The sequence below is a fragment of the Pseudomonas sp. IT-P253 genome, from assembly GCF_949768125.1.
Taxonomy (GTDB): Bacteria; Pseudomonadota; Gammaproteobacteria; order Pseudomonadales; family Pseudomonadaceae; genus Aquipseudomonas.
On the sequence record NZ_CATKPT010000044.1, the window covers coordinates 240,123 to 255,645 of the forward strand.

Genomic DNA, 15,523 nt, shown 5'->3' on the forward strand with positions numbered 1-15,523 from the left:
ATTTATGCAGCACCCAGGGATGGTCCAAGGATGAAAAAAAGTCAGAAATTATTCGGTGCCAGCTTGCTGGCACTGGCAGTCAGTGGATGTGCGGTGACCAGTGAGCCGATTGAACGCAGCGTCAGCGAGCAGCGCGCCAAAAGCGATTTGGCGAGCATGTACAGGGATCAGGAGCCCCTCAGCGGCCCATTGACGTTGCACCAGGCCATGGCTCGAGCGGTGAAATACAACCTTGAAGGCCGGTTGAAAATCATGGAAGAAGCGTTGGCCAAGCGCCAACTCGACCTTGCCAGCTTCGACATGCTGCCGCGCATGGCCCTGGACGCCGGTTACGTGGGGCGCAACAACACCAGCGGCTCCAGCAGCCAGAGCGTGAGCACCGGCGCCCAATCCCTGGAACCATCGACCTCTCAGGACCGCGACCGCAGAGTCGCCGACCTGACCATGGTGTGGAACGTCCTCGACTTCGGTGTCAGCTATATCAACGCCAAGCAACAGGGCGATCAACGGCTGATCGTTCAGGAGCGTCGGCGCAAGGTCGTCAACACCATCGTTCAGGACGTGCGCTCGGCCTATTGGCGGGCGGTGGCCGCTGAACGCTTGCTCAAGCAGATCGACAGCCTGATGGCGCGGGTCGATGCAGCACGCGACAACAGTCAGAGCATGAGCGAGCAGCGCATCGGTGACCCGGTGCAGGCGTTGGGATACCAGCGTTCGTTGATCGAAGCCACGCGCCAGCTCGAAGAGCAGCGGCGGGCACTGTCGTTGGCGAAAACCGAACTGGCGACCCTGATCAACCTGCCCATGGGCACCGACTTGACGCTGGCGACGCCGGAGGACTACCCGATTCCGGAACTCAAGGTCGGCATGGACAGCCTTGAGCAAGAGGCCCTGGCCAGCCGTCCGGAACTGCGCGAGCAGGATTATCAGGCGCGCATCAGCGCCGCTGAAACCCGTAAAGCCATGCTGCGGCTGCTGCCGGGGCTGGAGTTCTCCGCCGGCGGGCATTACGACAGCAACTCGTTCCTGGTCAACGACAAGTGGGCCGACTACGGGGTTAAAGTCACCTGGAACCTGTTCAACGTGATCTCCGCCCCGGCGGCCATTGACGTTGCCAAGGCCGGCGAAGAAGTGGCCAAGGCGCGCCGTCAGGCAATGTCGATCGCGGTGCTCGCGCAACTCTACGTGGCTAATGCCAACTACCGCGAAGCGCTGCGTCAGTTCCAGACCAACCAGCAGCTGTCGAACATTGACGGGCAGATTCTTGGCCAGTTACGTAACCGCCATCAAGCTGCGGGTATCGGCGAGCTGGATCTGATCCAGGGCGAACTGAACACTTTGCAAGCCGACCTGCGTCGCGACCTGTCGTATGCCGATTTGCGTAACGCGTACGGGCAGATCTTCGCCAGCGCCGGGCTCGACCCGCTGCCGGATCAGGTGCAATCGACCCAAGTGCAATCGATCGCCACGGCACTGGCCAGCCGCGAGGACGCGTGGGCCGCTGGCAACATCACGGTGCCGCCAGCGCATGTCCAGACCAAGTAACCGGCTGGCCCGACGGTCAGCGTCAGTCGGGTACAGCGACAGGGTCGATGACGCGCGCGGCGTTTTCCCAACTTCCGGTGACGGTGCATCTACGCGTATAGTCAAATCGTGCCAGCATGAGCCATCAACGCGACTGGGCTCATCGCTGGCCGGAATTACTTCTACCCCCTCTGATGTGTTCCTCGAGTCCTTGAAGATGTATAAAAACCTGACTGCGGTACCGCACGCGCTGAGCGCGTCGGACCGCAAAGCGCATTATGGCCACTGCGGTGCGGTATTGTGGCTGACCGGACTGTCCGCTTCGGGTAAGTCCTCCTTGGCCATGGCGTTGGAAGTCGCTCTGATGAAGCTGGGCTATTCCTGTTACGTGCTGGATGGCGACAATGTGCGCAAAGGCCTGAATGCGAACCTCGGCTTCAGCGCCATAGACCGAACCGAGAACATCCGCCGCGTCGGCGAGACCGCGGCCTTGTTTGCCGATGCCGGTCTGATCTGCATTACCGCGTTCATCTCACCCTACCGCGAGGATCGCGCACGGGCACGTGATGCAATCGGCCCGATGTTCCATGAAATTCATATCGCCGCCGACCTTGCGACCTGCGAAGCCCGTGACCCCAAGGGGTTGTACAAGAAGGCCCACGCCGGCGAGCTGCTGGAGTTCACCGGTGTCAGCGCTCCGTACGAAGTGCCGGAACATCCCGAACTGGCCCTTGATACGAGCCATGAGCCGATCACGACGAGTCTGCACAAGCTAGTCAGTTATGTAACCCGCCATATTCCTCTTGGCGAGCCATCAGCTTCTTAAAACAGGCTGAACTGGCAAGGGTTCATGTGGAGATCGTCAAGCTGATGGCTGAGCAGCGCACGGGCGGCGGGTTAAACACAGGCTGCGGGACCTGGCGCGGTTCGGCGAGATGCTGCGCAATGATGGCAGCCAGCAATTCAGCTAACGACCCCGTAACGTTGCCGGCGTTTGACGCGTTGGCTCAGTATTTATCCAGGTTGCCTTGAGGCCAGTTGAGGTCAGTCAGAAACAGGCCATTCGTCGGGCGTGCAGGCAACTGAATTACAAGTCCAGTAATGACCGGCTAGTCTCAGAATCTTGGTGGTCGATATTTTTCAGGCAAATTGGGCTTGCCGGTATCGATCCCGCTTTTGAGAGGGGCGAAATATGGCTGATCCGTATATCGAAGACGATGGGGCAGAATTTCCGATCAACAATTGCGTGCAGTGTGGCCAGACCGAATATGTGGTGGGCTTTGGTGATGATGAGGCCAAGCTCGGCAAGATGAAATCCAAGGCGCCCCAAGGGCCGAAGGCGAAATTTTTACCCAAGGTAGCGGCTCCTGTGAGGAAGTAATTCATCACCAGACCAACCCCGCCATCGAGCGGGGTTTTTCAAGCCTGAAGGATGTGTGACTGGACTTGTTGAACGTCGCAACTTTCACAAACTTTTCACACCGCGCTACGTAGGCTCAACTCATCCGTTAGAAAGCAACACCTGGCCCGTTCCCCAGCGGGCTTTTTTTTGCCTGTCATAAAACCTTTTCCAAAAAAACTGTCCAATCGACGCCAATAGTGAGGCGGCGACGGATTTTTGTGGACGCTACCTCCTCTGGAGCATTTAATCCCCGGCCTTTTTGTTTCTCTTTTTTTGAGGTTTACGTCATGCGTTTAACACTGCCCGCTCTGGTTTTGGGGCTTTTGGTTGCTCAAGGTGCGATGGCTGCTAGCGACGGCACTGCCGCGGTCGGTGGCGGTCTGGGTGGCGCATTGGGTAATGTGGTTGGCCAGAAAATGGGCGGCAGCACCGGTGCGGCAATCGGCGCTGGCGTGGCGGGCGCGGCGGGCAGTGCTGTTACAGCACGTAAAGGCAGCCGCACTAAAGCAGCCATTGGTGGCGGTGTCGGCGCGGCCGGTGGTTCGATCATCGGTAACAGCCTGGGCGGCAAGACCGGTTCCACCATTGGCGCAGGCTTGGGTGGCGCATTGGGTGGCGGTGTAGGTAGCAACCTGGCCAAAGGTCACAAGGGTCACTGATTCTGATTGATCGGCTTAGCGGGGCTGGGTTGATGTACCTGGGGCTTTGCTTGGGTGTATATCCGTTTTTTGGGTAACGGCGGCTATGGGTTCCGCCCTTACGGCGGGTCACTTTGAAAAGCCTGTGCGGCCCAACCCAACCAAACGCTTCTGCCCCTTTCGTTCGGTGCCTCGCTCCGGTCCTGCTCCGTGGGCCCGGAGTGAGGGCATGCCGAGCCTAGGCGAGGCACCGAATGGAGGGGCACAGCCTTTTGGTTCCTTTTTGGCGTTTGAAAAAGGGACTCGCTGTAAAAGCGAAACCGCCAGCAGCCGCTACCAAAGAAATGGATATGCCCCCAACCCCAGCCCCAAGCTTTCTTAAGTAAACAGCATTGCTACGTGATGCCATGCATTTTGGTTAATGAACGTTTCCATCTCCAGCGCCTCGAACCCATATACCCCAATAAAAAAGCGAGGCACACCATGACATCGGAAGCCAACGGCAAGACAGTTAAAAGTTTAAGTGCTCAACGTTTGACGTTGTCCGCGTTTATTTTTGGACTTTTGGTCGCTCAGGGCGCGATGGCGGCCGGTGACGGCACCGCCGCAGTGGGCGGTGGTATTGGTGGTGCGCTGGGTAACGTGGTGGGCAGACAAATGGGCGGCAGCACGGGTGCAGCAATTGGCGCCGGGGTGGGCGGTGCGGCCGGCAGTGCAGTGGGTGCGAAAAAGGGCAGTCGCACAGAAGCGGCGGTGGGTGGTGGGTTAGGCTCGGCGGGTGGCTCGGTGATCGGCAATAGCCTCGGCGGCTCAACCGGTTCTACCATTGGCGCAGGCCTGGGTGGCGCGGCGGGTGGCGCGGTCGGCAGCAACCTGGGCAGTGACAACGACGGCTCCCATTCCGGTGGTGGCCACAAACATAAGCACAAAAATAAAAATCATTGACTCGACATCGACGGATTACAGAAACCCGGCCCGGCGCCGGGTTTTTCGTATCTGTCCATAGGCGGTCGGAACGTTTGGCCGCGGGTCGCCTCGAACGTGATACATCCCTGAATGTTGTGAGGCATGCCATGACTCCAGAAACCAAAGGCAAGGAAGAACAAGGCCCGAGCGAACCTCCATTCATCAACGACCCCGGCAACGAAGATCCGGGTTCATTGATGGACGACGCGACTGTGCCGCTCAATGACTCGGATGACGCAGGCGACGTTGGAAACATCGAGCATGAAGAGGAAGAACAAGACGATGAAGATTGATCTGATGAGGGGGCAGGTCGACCGATCGTCTCTTTGATCGAACGCTCGCCTGATTGGGGCCTCGAACTTTCAAGGTCTGCTTTTCAGGCCTTTCGAGAGGTGCTTATGAACGCTGATCCGAAAGACGCCGACATCGATGACACCCCTGAATACCCGCTGCCGTCACCTACCAATTCGTTGAGTCGGGATCAACGTCCGCCGGATGATGACACTGCGGTGGAGCAGGTGCCGGATGATGATGTGAAGCGGGGGGATGTTGAGGCGGATCCGGATGATCCGGATATTGCTGGGGATGATTGTTCGGGGGAGCCGAGTTGAAAGCCACTCCATCGTAAATTGCCGCTCGTTGAATGCGCGGCAATTTTCTACAGTAATTGATGCTATTTTTTCTAATGCTTGAAAGGCGGCCTATTAGTTTTATTATTGGTATTAATTTTATTTTGGTGTTAATGATTTTAACCAATTTATATAGAACTCGTTCTGTTCTTTCGGTGTTTTTGAAATATTACTTTCTTCATAATCAAATATATGAACTATATCGTCGAATGTTGCGGATTTTTCCATGGTTAATTCGTATGCAACCATTCCACGACCCATCTGGGAGCACATCCTTGAGGGGAAAACATTTAATTTAGCCCCTTTGCATAGAAATTTTATTTCAGAGAATTCTTTTCTTATTTTTGCAAGACACAAAAATAAATCGTGATCTGTATAGATTTTTCGGAAACCGCTTTCCCTCAAAAAGCTCAGTCGAGATTCTCTCCGATTAATTTCAATCCTAGCGGTTTCAATTGATCTCCCTGTATCCAGTTTGATTTCGTATGTTTTCATATTTTATCAATTGTTATCTTTTCTGATTGACTCTAGCCAGCGGAAAAAATATTCCTTCTGTAGCTTTGGGTCATTGATTATATCTTTGTCGTCATAGTCGAATATATTAACAAGATTTTTTCTTGTTGCACGGACACCTAGTTCGTGTTCGTATGCCATTATTCCGGATGTCATTTGCGATGACATGCTAGAGGGACGTACGTTGATTTTTGCCCCTTTACAAAGGAATTTTATTTCAGGTAGCTCTTTGATTATTTTTCCTAGACATTCATAGATGTCTAGACCAGTGAATACCTTTGTCCAGCCGCTTTCGAGTGTCAGGTGTATGGCCGGCGTACGCTCGTCGTAATCCAATACAGCGGCTTCTGGTTTACCATCTACTAATATGGGGATTTTCTTAATTGTCATTGACCAAGTTCCTTGCCGGGTTCGGAATCGAGTATCCCATAAAGCTACCATCCTTTTTTAGAGGGGTGGCACCTAGGATGTCTTCACGTTTTACTCTGTTGGGTATTGCTATCTCATACTCGTAACTATAGGGGATGTCGTCTGGATGTAATACTTTGTTAACATCGTGACCATTGATTTTTTTTAATGTGTACAAGTAGCCCTTTTGGGTTCTGTATCTCGTGCCGAAATCAATGCCAACCTCTCGATCAGTGGAGGTGCTAACAAAGTTGCTTGGCGGATTACGGTTGTCCCAGACATGAAGCAACAGATCTGTACTTTCACCTAAGCTTTCGAAGCCGGTGTTAAAAATTTCATCCGGTTGACGAAGATCTCCACGGTAAAGATAGTCGATTTCTCCTTTCGGAGATGGAAGAGCAACACCCCCCTCATCAACCCCAACCTTCCCAGCCGGATCCCCATCCCCCGGCCTCTTACACCCACCCACCCCCGGACAATCACTCAACCCCAACGGATCAACCCACCCAGTCGGGTTCAGCGCGTACCGGTACGCATTCAATCCACCCGCCAGCTTGACCGGGTCCTGCGTCAGGTACCGTCCAACCTCCGGATTGTAGTAACGATGCCGGTTGTAATGCAGTCCCGTCTCCGCATCGAAGTACTGCCCTTGGAAGCGCAGTGGCTGATCAAGTACTTGACAGGTGTCGCGGTTGAGGCGGGTGAGGCGGCCGTAGGCGGTGTATTGGGCGGCCCAGACGATGTCGCCGCTGTAGTCGGTGAGTTCCTGGGGGGTGCCGAGGTGGTCGAGTTGGTAGTAAAACGGGCACGCCTTGCGCGGGCCTTTGCCGTCGAGCATGGCCAGAGGGCGGAAGGTACCGGGTTCGTAGAGGTAACTGCGGTAGTGCTCGTGACTGCTTTCGGCGACGAGGCGGTCGCCCTGCCAGAAGAATTCGGTGGTTTTGCCGTCGACGGTTTTGCTGATGCGGCGGCCGAAGGCGTCGTAGCGGTAGCTTGCCTGGCTGCCGTTGGGCAGGGTGGCGCCGATCAGCCGATGCTGGCAGTCGTAACGGTATTCGGTGACGAGTTTTTGGGCGGTGCCGCGCCGTTCGCGAATCAGGTTGCCGAAGGCGTCGTAGTCGTAGTGCCGATCGCCTTGCATCAGCAGGCGGTTGCCGTTAATGGTGGTCGGGCCCGGACGATCCTGCATCAGCAGGTTGCCGGTCGGGTCGTGGGCGAAGGTTTCCGGTTGGTGATCGCGGGAGTGGTGGACGCGGATCAGGCGACCGAGAGGGTCGTATTGGTAGTTGCGTTGGCCGAGTCGCGTGTCGGCAATATGTTCGAGGCTGCCGTTGGCGCTGTAGGCATAGTCGCGGCGATACAGCGATTGTCGGTTTTGTCTGACGTTGTGGGCGTTCAGGCGACCCTGGTCGTCGTACTGGTAGTCACTGAGCAACAGGCCTTGTTGGCGGTTTTGTTCGCGGCCGGCGAGAAAGGTATGCGACGTCAGTCGGGCGCCATTCAGGTCGATGGCGATAAGGGCGCCGCCCTTGGCGTGCCGGTAATCGAGTTTGCTGTTGTCCGGCAAGCGCACATGGTTGAGCTGGCCACAGGCATCGTAGCGGTAACGCAAGGTGCCCCAGCCCTGATGCTCGGTGATCAGGCGATCCTGGGTGTCGTATTCGAATTCCAGTGGATGGTCGTGGCCATCATCGACATTAACCAGTCGGCTGAGGCTGTCGTAGCGATATTCGACGTTAACGCCATCGGGCAGGGTTTTAACCAGCAGGCGTCCCGCAGAATCACGTTGATAGGCGGTAATCAGCTGCGACCCATCGTCGCCGAACTCGGTTTTTCCCAGCAGATGACCATTGAGGTCATAGGCATACGCAGTGCGTCGGCCATCGAAGCCGGTTTCCTGTCGGATCAATCCATTTGGCGTGTAGTCCAGCTGATATTTTTCGCCGGATTCATTTTCGATCTCGGTCAGTCGAAGCTGGGCGTTGTCGTAGCGATAACGCAGTTGCGTGCCATCGGGATTGATCCGGCGACTGACGAGGTGCAGTTCATCCGCGTACTCAAAGCGGGTAACGCGGCCCAGTTCATCGCGTTCGGCGGTGATCTTGCCGTAGGCGTTGTAGCTGAAGGCGCGGCTGGCACCGGTGGGCAAAATCGTCTGGATCAGCCGTCCGACGGCGTCCCATTGGTACTGGAAAACGGCACCGTATTCGTCCTGACGGGTAATCAGCCGTCCCAAAACATCGTAGGAAAAACGCCGTTGACCGCCGTCCGGCAAGGTTTCTTCGATCCATTGGCCCAACCCGTTCCAGACGAAGGTGTGGCGGCTGTTGTCCGGGTGGCGGATCGACAGCAAACGCCCTTGGGCATCGTAGTAGTAATGGGTGACGTGCCCCTCGGGATCGATTGCCTCGATCACCTGACCCTGGGCATTTCGTTGATACTTCCACACTGCTTTGCCGCGATACCGCGCCAGTAGGAAACCGTTGCGATATTCGTAGGACGTCGACTCGCCTTCGGGCGGAATCAGAGCGGTCAGTCGTCCGATCTCGTCGTAGTGGTATTGGGTAATCGCCCCCAGCGGACTCTGTTCGGCAATCAACCGGCCCTTGTCGTCGTAGGCCTTGCGGTGTTCTGCACCATTGGGCTCGACCCGCCGCACCAGCCGCGCCTGATCGTCGTGCTGGTAAACCTCCTCGCTGCCATCGGCGTGTTTAACAACAACACTGCCCTTGTCATCCCAGGCGTAGGAAGTGTCCATTTGAGAAAACGACGCCCAGTGCCGGACGCATCTCGCGGCTTTGCCAGACCGTTCCCACTCCCAATAAAAACTGGCCCCGCCGGCCAGCTGTCGTTGAAGAATGACGTGCTGGTTGTCGTAGTCGTAGCGTTCGTTTTCGCCCGCTGCATTGGTCGCTTCGACCAAGCGATGGCAAGCGTCATAGCGGTAGGTAACCAGTGTTTGCTCGGTTCGCCAGGCCTCTTCCAGCGTGTCAGCCGGCTGAAAGCTCTGATAGTCGACGGCGACTATCTGTCGGCGCTCGTAGCGCAACCTCAGCGCACGCCCTGCGCCGTTGTCGAGGCGTTGAATCCTGTCAGCGGAATCCCTTTGCACCGTAAGCCGGTTGCCGAAGGCATCGCTGATTGCCGTCAGCCGTCCCGTGCGAAAGTGGTAAAACCGCGCGGTCTCGCCCGTCATGGCGAGGATCAGTTCCTCAGGCTCTCCCCCGAGATAAATCGCTGCCCGCGACAGGCTGTTGTGAATCGTCGGGCGCTCGACACTGGGGAGAGGGAAGGTCGTACGGCGGTTCTCGTGATCGATCCAGATGACGGAATCGCCATTGATTTCCAGCCGATGCGCGAGGGAATGACTCCAGCCGAACCCGAGGCCACCATCAATCTCCGTCGCACTGGTGCGGTAGAGCCGGGTAAAGTCGAAGGGCAAAATCCCGTCCAGCGAACCATCGGTCAGTGTCAGCAGTTCTTCGCCGGTGACCATCGATACCGGGCAGCCGCTGGTACAGGTCAGCGGTGCGCAATCGGCGCTGTCGCCATTGGGGTTTTTCGCCTGGTCCGAGGCATCGTCGCGATGTTCCTGCCGCCCCAGGCGGGTCTGGGGTTCAGATTTGGTGCGAGCGATGGCAAGCGGATTTTTCAGTCGCACGGCCGGTGAGTCAGCGGCGGTGATTTGCAACGGAATGACAGGCGCAGGTTTGTGCGGTGCATGTCTGGCATTGACCATCAACGGCTTGAGCGCGGCAGCGTGATCGGTCAGGTCAGTCCTTGCCGTCAGTTCGGCCAAGCGCGAACCCGCACCCGCCAGCCATTGCCGGGCTCGCACGGACGTGATCTTGCTCAGCACTTTGGCGCTCATGCCGAGCTTCAAACCCATAGGGCCGGTGAGGCACACCAGCAGGAAGCTGATCAGTATTTCTGTGCGAATTTGCGCGACGACTTCGGCGATGTATTGCGGCGGCAGCATGTTCAGCCAGCTGGTGAACGCCGCGAGATGAATGAACATCAAGGGTTCGTCGCTTAACATCAGCAACACATTGGCGATGGCTTCAGACGAAGCGTTCAACAATGACTCAAGTTCGGCCTCGGTCAGGTACTCAAGGAGTTTTTCGCTGTTGGCTTGCAGGTCCGACACCAGGGCATAAACCTGCTTCACGTCATCCCACACACCGTGCAGCGACTTCTCGACACCCCGCCAGTCGGCCTGTTGCAGCATGCGGTAGCGATCAGTAAAACCGGCCCCGGCGAAGTCGGCCCATGAAGGTTCGAATTCGCTCGTCCACTCGTGACGCAGCCAGCCTTCCAGGTGGCTGATGACGCCTTGATACGAGGCATAGAGCGCTTTGACGTGATCAGTGGAAACGTCAGGAAAGAAGGTGATGCGATAACGCAGGTTGCGCTCGCAATCGGAGATTTCCAGAATGCCGCCGGGGCCGATCTCGTGATACCTCGGCTCGCCAAACGTCTGAGTACCCGCCACGTCGGAAATCAACGGTTCGAGCATCACCGGCGTATTGCCAATCGGTACAAACCGCGCAGCGTCGAACATGTGCACCAACGTCAGCGGTCCGCTGGCCGGGCATGAGGTGACGGTCGAGCTCACAGGTGTGGTGGAGTTTTTGGGCGCGATAAGCCGGACTTCATTGCCGACCTTGAACACTTGCTCGATATTCAGCGCCGTGCCCGTCCAGAAGCTTTCAGCCCAGGCATCGTAGTCATTGAGGCAGAGTCGAAAGTCACGGAGCAGCGCTTCAACATCCGGCTGCTCGGGGTTCATGGCTGCGACCACCAGCAGTCCGATGGCATTGTTCAAGGCCAGGACCTTGTCAGGAACGAACATTCGCAGCCCCTCGCGCGGATCAATTTTGAACGCGAGACTGTGCGGGGGATCAGCAAGGAAAGAAGTCGGGAAAGGTGGTATTTGGTGTAGGGCGAATCGCTAAATCCTGGTTGGCGTCGGGCACTGGCCGTTGCTCTATGCCAGCCGTGCTCGCTATGCTGCTGAAACCTTTAATCGATCACGGAGCTGGCCGTACTTGAGCCGCCCGGGATGTCATTAAAAACGGATCAGATGCGATGAGTGCACCGCTGAAAGAAATCGGCCCGATCAAGGCTGTGATTTTCGATATGGACGGCTTGCTGCTGGACACCGAAGGTATTTACACCGAGGTCACGTCCATCATCGCCGAGCGTTACGGGCGGACGTTCGACTGGAGCGTCAAACAGAACATCATTGGCCGTGGCGCGGAGGATTTGGCGCGTTATGTGGTCGAGGCGCTGGACCTGCCGATGACCGCCGAAGAGTTTCTGGTTATCCGCGAGCCGCTGATGCGTGAGCGTTTTCCTACCGCGCTGGCGATGCCCGGCGCCGAGGAGCTGGTTCGGCATTTGAAGGCCCACAATATTCCGATTGCAGTGGGTACCAGTTCTTCGCGCCAGTCGTTCGGCCAGAAAACCACCTTGCACCGTGACTGGTTTGCGCTGTTCGACTTCATCGTTACCGCCGATGACCCGCAAGTCACCGCTGCCAAACCGGCGCCGGATATTTTCCTCACGGCGGCGCGACGCTTGGGCGTTGCGCCCGAAGATTGCCTGGTGTTCGAGGATTCGCCGTTTGGCGTCACCGCGGCGAAAGCGGCGGGGATGACGGCGATTGCCATTCCCGACGCGGCCATGGCCGACGAAAAATACGCACACGCCGATGGCATTCTTCGTACGCTGAAAGCGTTCAAACCGAGCGCTTGTGGGTTACCGGCGCTCGAATGGACCTGACGACGGGAAATGTGGGAGCGAGCTTGCTCGCGATGGCGGTCTGTCAGTCACATCATTGCTGGATGTGCCACCGTCATCGCGAGCAAGCTCGCTCCCACATTTGATTTGCGTTTGGCTGATCCGTATCAGGCGCCGAAACCACCGTCGATGGTCAGGCTCGCACCGGTGATATAACCGGCTTGCGGGCCGACGAGGTAGGCGACGAAGCTGGCGATTTCTTCTGCTTTGCCATAACGACCCACGGCCATTAACGGGATCAGGCTGTCGGCGAAGTCACCGTGGGCCGGGTTCATGTCGGTGTCGACCGGGCCCGGTTGCACGTTGTTGATGGTGATGCCACGCGGGCCGAGGTCGCGGGCCAGACCTTTGGTCAAGCCGACCAGCGCTGATTTGCTCATGGCGTAGGGACCACCACCGGCGAAGGGCATGCGGTCGGCGTTGGTGCTGCCGATGTTAATGATGCGGCCACCTTCGGTCATGTGTTTGGCGGCGGCCTGCGTGGCGATGAACACGCTGCGCACGTTGATGGCGAGGGTTTGATCGAAGTCTTCGAGTGTGAAGTCCTCAAGCGGTGCCACCGCCAGCACGCCAGCGTTGTTGACCAGGATGTCCAGGCGACCGAAGGCTTCAACGGTTGCGGTTACGGCGCTGCGAATGGCCTCGGCGTCGGCACTGTCAGCCTTGATGGCGAGCGCTTTGCCGCCGCTACCGGTGATGCTGTTTTGCAGTTCTTCGGCTTTGGCTGTGGAACTGACGTAGGTGAAGGCAACAGCCGCGCCTTCTTCGGCCAGGCGTTTGACAATGGCTGCGCCGATGCCGCGAGACCCGCCTTGAATCAAAGCCACTTTGCCGCTGAGGTTCTGAGTAGTCATATCGATCTCCAACGTCCCGAGGCGAGATGCCTCGGTTGATGGAGCCTAGTATCGATTCAGGATTACAGGCTGTGTAGCCGGTAATTGCGATAGTCTGTGTAAACCAAAAGTTTATAGTCGTGCCTATGGAAACCTTCAGCAGTATCGAATGCTTTGTACGTAGCGCCGAGGTCGGCAGTTTCGCCGAAGCCGCGCGCCGCCTGAGCCTGACCCCGGCGGCAGTGGGCAAGAGCGTCGCCAAGCTTGAGGCGCGACTTGGCGTGCGCTTGTTCCAGCGCAGCACTCGGAGCCTGACACTTACGGAAGCCGGCCATCTGTTTCTCGGCGAAGTCAGCGCCAGCCTGCACACGATCCAGAACGCAGTGGCCAACCTCGCCAGCGCCGAAGGACGCCCGGCGGGCACGTTGAAAGTCAGCATGGGCACGGTGTTTGGGCGCCTCTACATCGTGCCGTTGCTCGGGGAGTTTCTGCGGCGCTTTCCGGCGATCAATCCTGATTGGCATTTCGATAACCGCCAGGTCGACCTGATCGCTCAAGGTTTCGATGCGGCGATTGGTGGCGGATTCGAACTGCCTCCGGGCGTGGTGGCGCGCAAGCTGACGCCGGCGCATCGGGTGTTGGTGGCGTCAGCCGACTATTTGGCGGAGCGGGAGCCGATCGTTGAGCCTGACCATCTCAAACTTCATGACGGGATTCTGATTCGGTCACCGCAGACCGGTCGCGTTCGATCCTGGCAGTTGACCAGTCGCACTCAGCAACACAGCCCGTTGACGCTAAAGGCGCGGATGACCATGAGTGATTCGGAAGCGGCTTGCGCGACGGCGGTCCAGGGTTTGGGGATTGCGCTGGTGAGCATGCCGTTCGCAGTCAGTTATCTGGAGGCGGGGACACTGCAGCGAGTGTTGCCGGACTGGTATGTCGACGATGGCAACATTTCTATCTATTACTCGGAGCACAAATTGTTGCCAGGCAAGACCCGGGCGTTTGTGGATTTCGTCATCGAGCAGTTTGCGGAGCGGGGGTTGGGGCAGCGGTTTAGTGCGGTTTGAGCCAGATTTTGGACCGCGTTATCGTTCTTCGCGAGCAGGCTCCCACAGGGGATTTGTGAGCGACACAAATCAACTGTAGGAGCGAGCTTGCTCGCGATAAGCCCGAGAACGCAGCGGGGGTGTCAGGACTGCCGCGTTATCGTTGACTACAGCTACAGGGAATTACATTAAACCGGCGATTACGCTTTCGATTTGCTGATGATATTCCCTGCATGCAACCCGCATTCTTTCTGCGTCGCTTCTTCCCACCACCAACGGCCTTCACGCTCGTGCTGGTTCGGCAACACCGGGCGGGTGCAGGGCTCGCAGCCAATGCTGATGAAACCGCGCTCATGCAGGCTGTTGTAGGGCAGCTCAAGCATGCGGATGTAACCCCAGATCTCCTCGCTGGTCATTTGCGCCAACGGGTTGAATTTGTACAGGGTGCGTTCCGGGGTGGAGAACGCGGTGTCGATTTCCAGTACTGCAACGGCGCTGCGAGTGCCAGGGCTCTGGTCCCGGCGTTGGCCGGTGGCCCATGCGGTTACCCCGGACAGTTTGCGACGCAGTGGCTCGATCTTGCGGATGCCGCAGCATTCGCCATGACCGTCCTTATAGAAACTGAACAGGCCCTTTTCCTTCACGAACGGTTCAAGTTTCGTGTGGTCCGGCGACACCAGTTCGATGTCGATCTTGTAGTGCTCGCGCACCTGATCGATAAAGCGATAGGTCTCGGGATGCAAGCGGCCGGTGTCGAGGCTGAACACCTTGACGTTCTTGTTCAGCTTCCAGGCCATGTCTACCAGCACCACATCCTCGGCGCCGCTGAAAGATATCCACAGGTCATCGCCAAACTCGGCAAACGCGAGTTTCAGGATGTCCTGGGCGGATTTGTTGGCATAGGTCGTGGCGAGTTCCACGACATCGAACGATGGGCTCATCAGGGCGGCTTCCTACAGGTCGTTGGCGCTGGGCGCTCTATATAGGCCAGATGGTAACAAAATCCTGCGGTCACTGGTGTGCCCTCTGCGTTGCGCAGGATGGCCTGAGTCGCTAGAGTTCGGCAGTCTTTTTGCTCGCTCGACTCAATAATCACTACAAATGGGAGTGTCTTGTGGAAATTGCCTGTCTGGATCTTGAAGGTGTGCTGGTCCCGGAAATCTGGATCGCCTTTGCCGAAAAAACCGGGATCGAATCCCTCAGGGCGACTACCCGGGACATTCCCGACTACGACGTGCTGATGAAGCAACGTTTGCGGATTCTCGACGAACACGGCCTGAAACTGACCGACATTCAGGAAGTGATTGCCACGCTCAAGCCACTCGATGGCGCCATCGAGTTCGTCCACTGGCTGCGTGAACGCTTTCAGGTGGTGATTCTGTCGGACACGTTCTACGAATTTTCCCAGCCGCTGATGCGTCAACTGGGCTTCCCGACCTTGCTCTGCCATCGTCTGATTACCGATGATTCGGGGCGGGTGACCAGCTATCAATTGCGTCAGAAAGATCCGAAGCGTCAGTCGGTATTGGCGTTCAAAAGCCTTTATTACCGGGTGATCGCGGCGGGGGATTCCTACAACGACACCACGATGCTGGGCGAGGCGGATGCAGGGATTTTGTTCCATGCGCCGGATAACGTGATTCGTGAGTTCCCGCAGTTTCCGGCGGTGCACGGCTTTGCGGAGTTGAAGCAGGAGTTTATCAAGGCTTCTAATCGGGCGTTGAGTTTGTAGTCGTTTTCGAGGACGCCTTCGCGGGCA

At 57.3% G+C, this 15,523-nt stretch carries 15 protein-coding genes; 10 read left to right on the top strand and 5 right to left on the bottom strand.

The features are described from left to right. Nucleotides 1–30 precede the first annotated feature (30 nt). From ACM6IR_RS21575 to ACM6IR_RS21605, 7 genes are all read left to right on the top strand, one after another. Nucleotides 31–1,545 (top strand): TolC family protein, encoded by a 1,515-nt coding sequence (locus ACM6IR_RS21575; RefSeq protein ID WP_414909561.1) that lies wholly within the window; start codon nt 31–33, stop codon nt 1,543–1,545. A 196-nt stretch (nt 1,546–1,741) separates the two neighbouring features. Then, on the top strand, nt 1,742–2,350 hold the full coding sequence (gene cysC / locus ACM6IR_RS21580; protein ID WP_414909562.1) for an adenylyl-sulfate kinase: 609 nt from the start codon (nt 1,742–1,744) through the stop codon (nt 2,348–2,350). A gap of 366 nt (nt 2,351–2,716) precedes the next feature. Further along, nucleotides 2,717–2,905 carry a hypothetical protein gene (locus ACM6IR_RS21585; protein WP_414909563.1) on the top strand — a complete coding sequence of 63 codons (189 nt, stop codon included), beginning with the start codon at nt 2,717–2,719 and terminating at the stop codon, nt 2,903–2,905. Nucleotides 2,906–3,213: 308 nt separating this feature from the next. After that, the gene (locus ACM6IR_RS21590; protein WP_414909564.1) at nt 3,214–3,585 is read left to right on the top strand and encodes a bacteriocin; all 372 of its coding nucleotides are present in this window, start codon (nt 3,214–3,216) and stop codon (nt 3,583–3,585) included. A 462-nt stretch (nt 3,586–4,047) separates the two neighbouring features. Next, on the top strand, nt 4,048–4,509 hold the full coding sequence (locus ACM6IR_RS21595) for a glycine zipper domain-containing protein (RefSeq protein ID WP_414909565.1): 462 nt from the start codon (nt 4,048–4,050) through the stop codon (nt 4,507–4,509). A 128-nt stretch (nt 4,510–4,637) separates the two neighbouring features. Next, nucleotides 4,638–4,823: a hypothetical protein gene (locus tag ACM6IR_RS21600; RefSeq protein ID WP_414909566.1), complete on the top strand. Its 186-nt coding sequence runs from the start codon at nt 4,638–4,640 to the stop codon at nt 4,821–4,823. Nucleotides 4,824–4,928: 105 nt separating this feature from the next. Next, nucleotides 4,929–5,141 carry a hypothetical protein gene (locus ACM6IR_RS21605; RefSeq protein WP_414909567.1) on the top strand — a complete coding sequence of 71 codons (213 nt, stop codon included), beginning with the start codon at nt 4,929–4,931 and terminating at the stop codon, nt 5,139–5,141. A 117-nt stretch (nt 5,142–5,258) separates the two neighbouring features. Here ACM6IR_RS21605 and ACM6IR_RS21610 read toward each other — a convergent pair whose 3' ends face one another. The 3 genes from ACM6IR_RS21610 to ACM6IR_RS21620 are packed head-to-tail and all read right to left on the bottom strand — an operon-like array spanning nt 5,259 to nt 10,932. Next, entirely contained in the window at nt 5,259–5,654 is a 396-nt protein-coding gene (locus ACM6IR_RS21610; RefSeq protein WP_414909568.1) for a hypothetical protein, read from the bottom strand. A gap of 6 nt (nt 5,655–5,660) precedes the next feature. Then, complete coding sequence (locus ACM6IR_RS21615; protein ID WP_414909569.1) at nt 5,661–6,062, bottom strand: hypothetical protein; 402 nt, start codon at nt 6,060–6,062, stop codon at nt 5,661–5,663. Then, the gene (locus tag ACM6IR_RS21620; RefSeq protein ID WP_414909570.1) at nt 6,052–10,932 is read right to left on the bottom strand and encodes an RHS repeat-associated core domain-containing protein; all 4,881 of its coding nucleotides are present in this window, start codon (nt 10,930–10,932) and stop codon (nt 6,052–6,054) included. The genes ACM6IR_RS21615 and ACM6IR_RS21620 overlap by 11 nt, the downstream gene beginning before the upstream one ends. Nucleotides 10,933–11,168: 236 nt before the next feature. On the opposite strand from ACM6IR_RS21620, the gene ACM6IR_RS21625 reads away from it, so the two are divergent. Then, nucleotides 11,169–11,864 carry an HAD-IA family hydrolase gene (locus ACM6IR_RS21625; RefSeq protein WP_414909571.1) on the top strand — a complete coding sequence of 232 codons (696 nt, stop codon included), beginning with the start codon at nt 11,169–11,171 and terminating at the stop codon, nt 11,862–11,864. 125 nt (nt 11,865–11,989) lie between these two features. On the opposite strand, the gene ACM6IR_RS21630 is transcribed toward ACM6IR_RS21625, so the two are convergent. Then, entirely contained in the window at nt 11,990–12,736 is a 747-nt protein-coding gene (locus tag ACM6IR_RS21630) for a 3-oxoacyl-ACP reductase family protein (RefSeq protein ID WP_414909572.1), read from the bottom strand. A 125-nt stretch (nt 12,737–12,861) separates the two neighbouring features. Here ACM6IR_RS21630 and ACM6IR_RS21635 point away from each other — a divergent pair, with 125 nt between their 5' ends. Further along, a complete protein-coding gene (locus ACM6IR_RS21635) occupies nt 12,862–13,785 on the top strand; it encodes a LysR family transcriptional regulator (protein ID WP_414909644.1) in 924 nt (307 codons plus the stop codon). Nucleotides 13,786–13,964: 179 nt separating this feature from the next. Here ACM6IR_RS21635 and ACM6IR_RS21640 read toward each other — a convergent pair whose 3' ends face one another. Further along, on the bottom strand, nt 13,965–14,705 hold the full coding sequence (locus ACM6IR_RS21640; protein WP_223487587.1) for a phosphoadenylyl-sulfate reductase: 741 nt from the start codon (nt 14,703–14,705) through the stop codon (nt 13,965–13,967). Between the two features lie 173 nt (nt 14,706–14,878). Here ACM6IR_RS21640 and thrH point away from each other — a divergent pair, with 173 nt between their 5' ends. Beyond that, nucleotides 14,879–15,496, top strand: a complete 618-nt coding sequence (thrH, locus tag ACM6IR_RS21645) for a bifunctional phosphoserine phosphatase/homoserine phosphotransferase ThrH (protein ID WP_414909573.1) — start codon at nt 14,879–14,881, stop codon at nt 15,494–15,496. Nucleotides 15,497–15,523 lie beyond the last annotated feature (27 nt).

Bases quoted from the DNA above. Each gene is read 5' to 3' on its own strand.
- ACM6IR_RS21590 (WP_414909564.1), top strand. From the start codon at position 3,214: ATGCGTTTAACACTGCCCGCTCTGGTTTTGGGGCTTTTGGTTGCTCAA.
- ACM6IR_RS21630 (WP_414909572.1), bottom strand. From the start codon at position 12,736: ATGACTACTCAGAACCTCAGCGGCAAAGTGGCTTTGATTCAAGGCGGG.
- ACM6IR_RS21620 (WP_414909570.1), bottom strand. From the start codon at position 10,932: ATGTTCGTTCCTGACAAGGTCCTGGCCTTGAACAATGCCATCGGACTG.
- ACM6IR_RS21600 (WP_414909566.1), top strand. From the start codon at position 4,638: ATGACTCCAGAAACCAAAGGCAAGGAAGAACAAGGCCCGAGCGAACCT.
- ACM6IR_RS21625 (WP_414909571.1), top strand. From the start codon at position 11,169: ATGAGTGCACCGCTGAAAGAAATCGGCCCGATCAAGGCTGTGATTTTC.
- ACM6IR_RS21605 (WP_414909567.1), top strand. From the start codon at position 4,929: ATGAACGCTGATCCGAAAGACGCCGACATCGATGACACCCCTGAATAC.
- ACM6IR_RS21610 (WP_414909568.1), bottom strand. From the start codon at position 5,654: ATGAAAACATACGAAATCAAACTGGATACAGGGAGATCAATTGAAACC.
- ACM6IR_RS21575 (WP_414909561.1), top strand. From the start codon at position 31: ATGAAAAAAAGTCAGAAATTATTCGGTGCCAGCTTGCTGGCACTGGCA.
- ACM6IR_RS21595 (WP_414909565.1), top strand. From the start codon at position 4,048: ATGACATCGGAAGCCAACGGCAAGACAGTTAAAAGTTTAAGTGCTCAA.
- ACM6IR_RS21635 (WP_414909644.1), top strand. From the start codon at position 12,862: ATGGAAACCTTCAGCAGTATCGAATGCTTTGTACGTAGCGCCGAGGTC.
- ACM6IR_RS21585 (WP_414909563.1), top strand. From the start codon at position 2,717: ATGGCTGATCCGTATATCGAAGACGATGGGGCAGAATTTCCGATCAAC.
- cysC (WP_414909562.1), top strand. From the start codon at position 1,742: ATGTATAAAAACCTGACTGCGGTACCGCACGCGCTGAGCGCGTCGGAC.
- ACM6IR_RS21615 (WP_414909569.1), bottom strand. From the start codon at position 6,062: ATGACAATTAAGAAAATCCCCATATTAGTAGATGGTAAACCAGAAGCC.
- ACM6IR_RS21640 (WP_223487587.1), bottom strand. From the start codon at position 14,705: ATGAGCCCATCGTTCGATGTCGTGGAACTCGCCACGACCTATGCCAAC.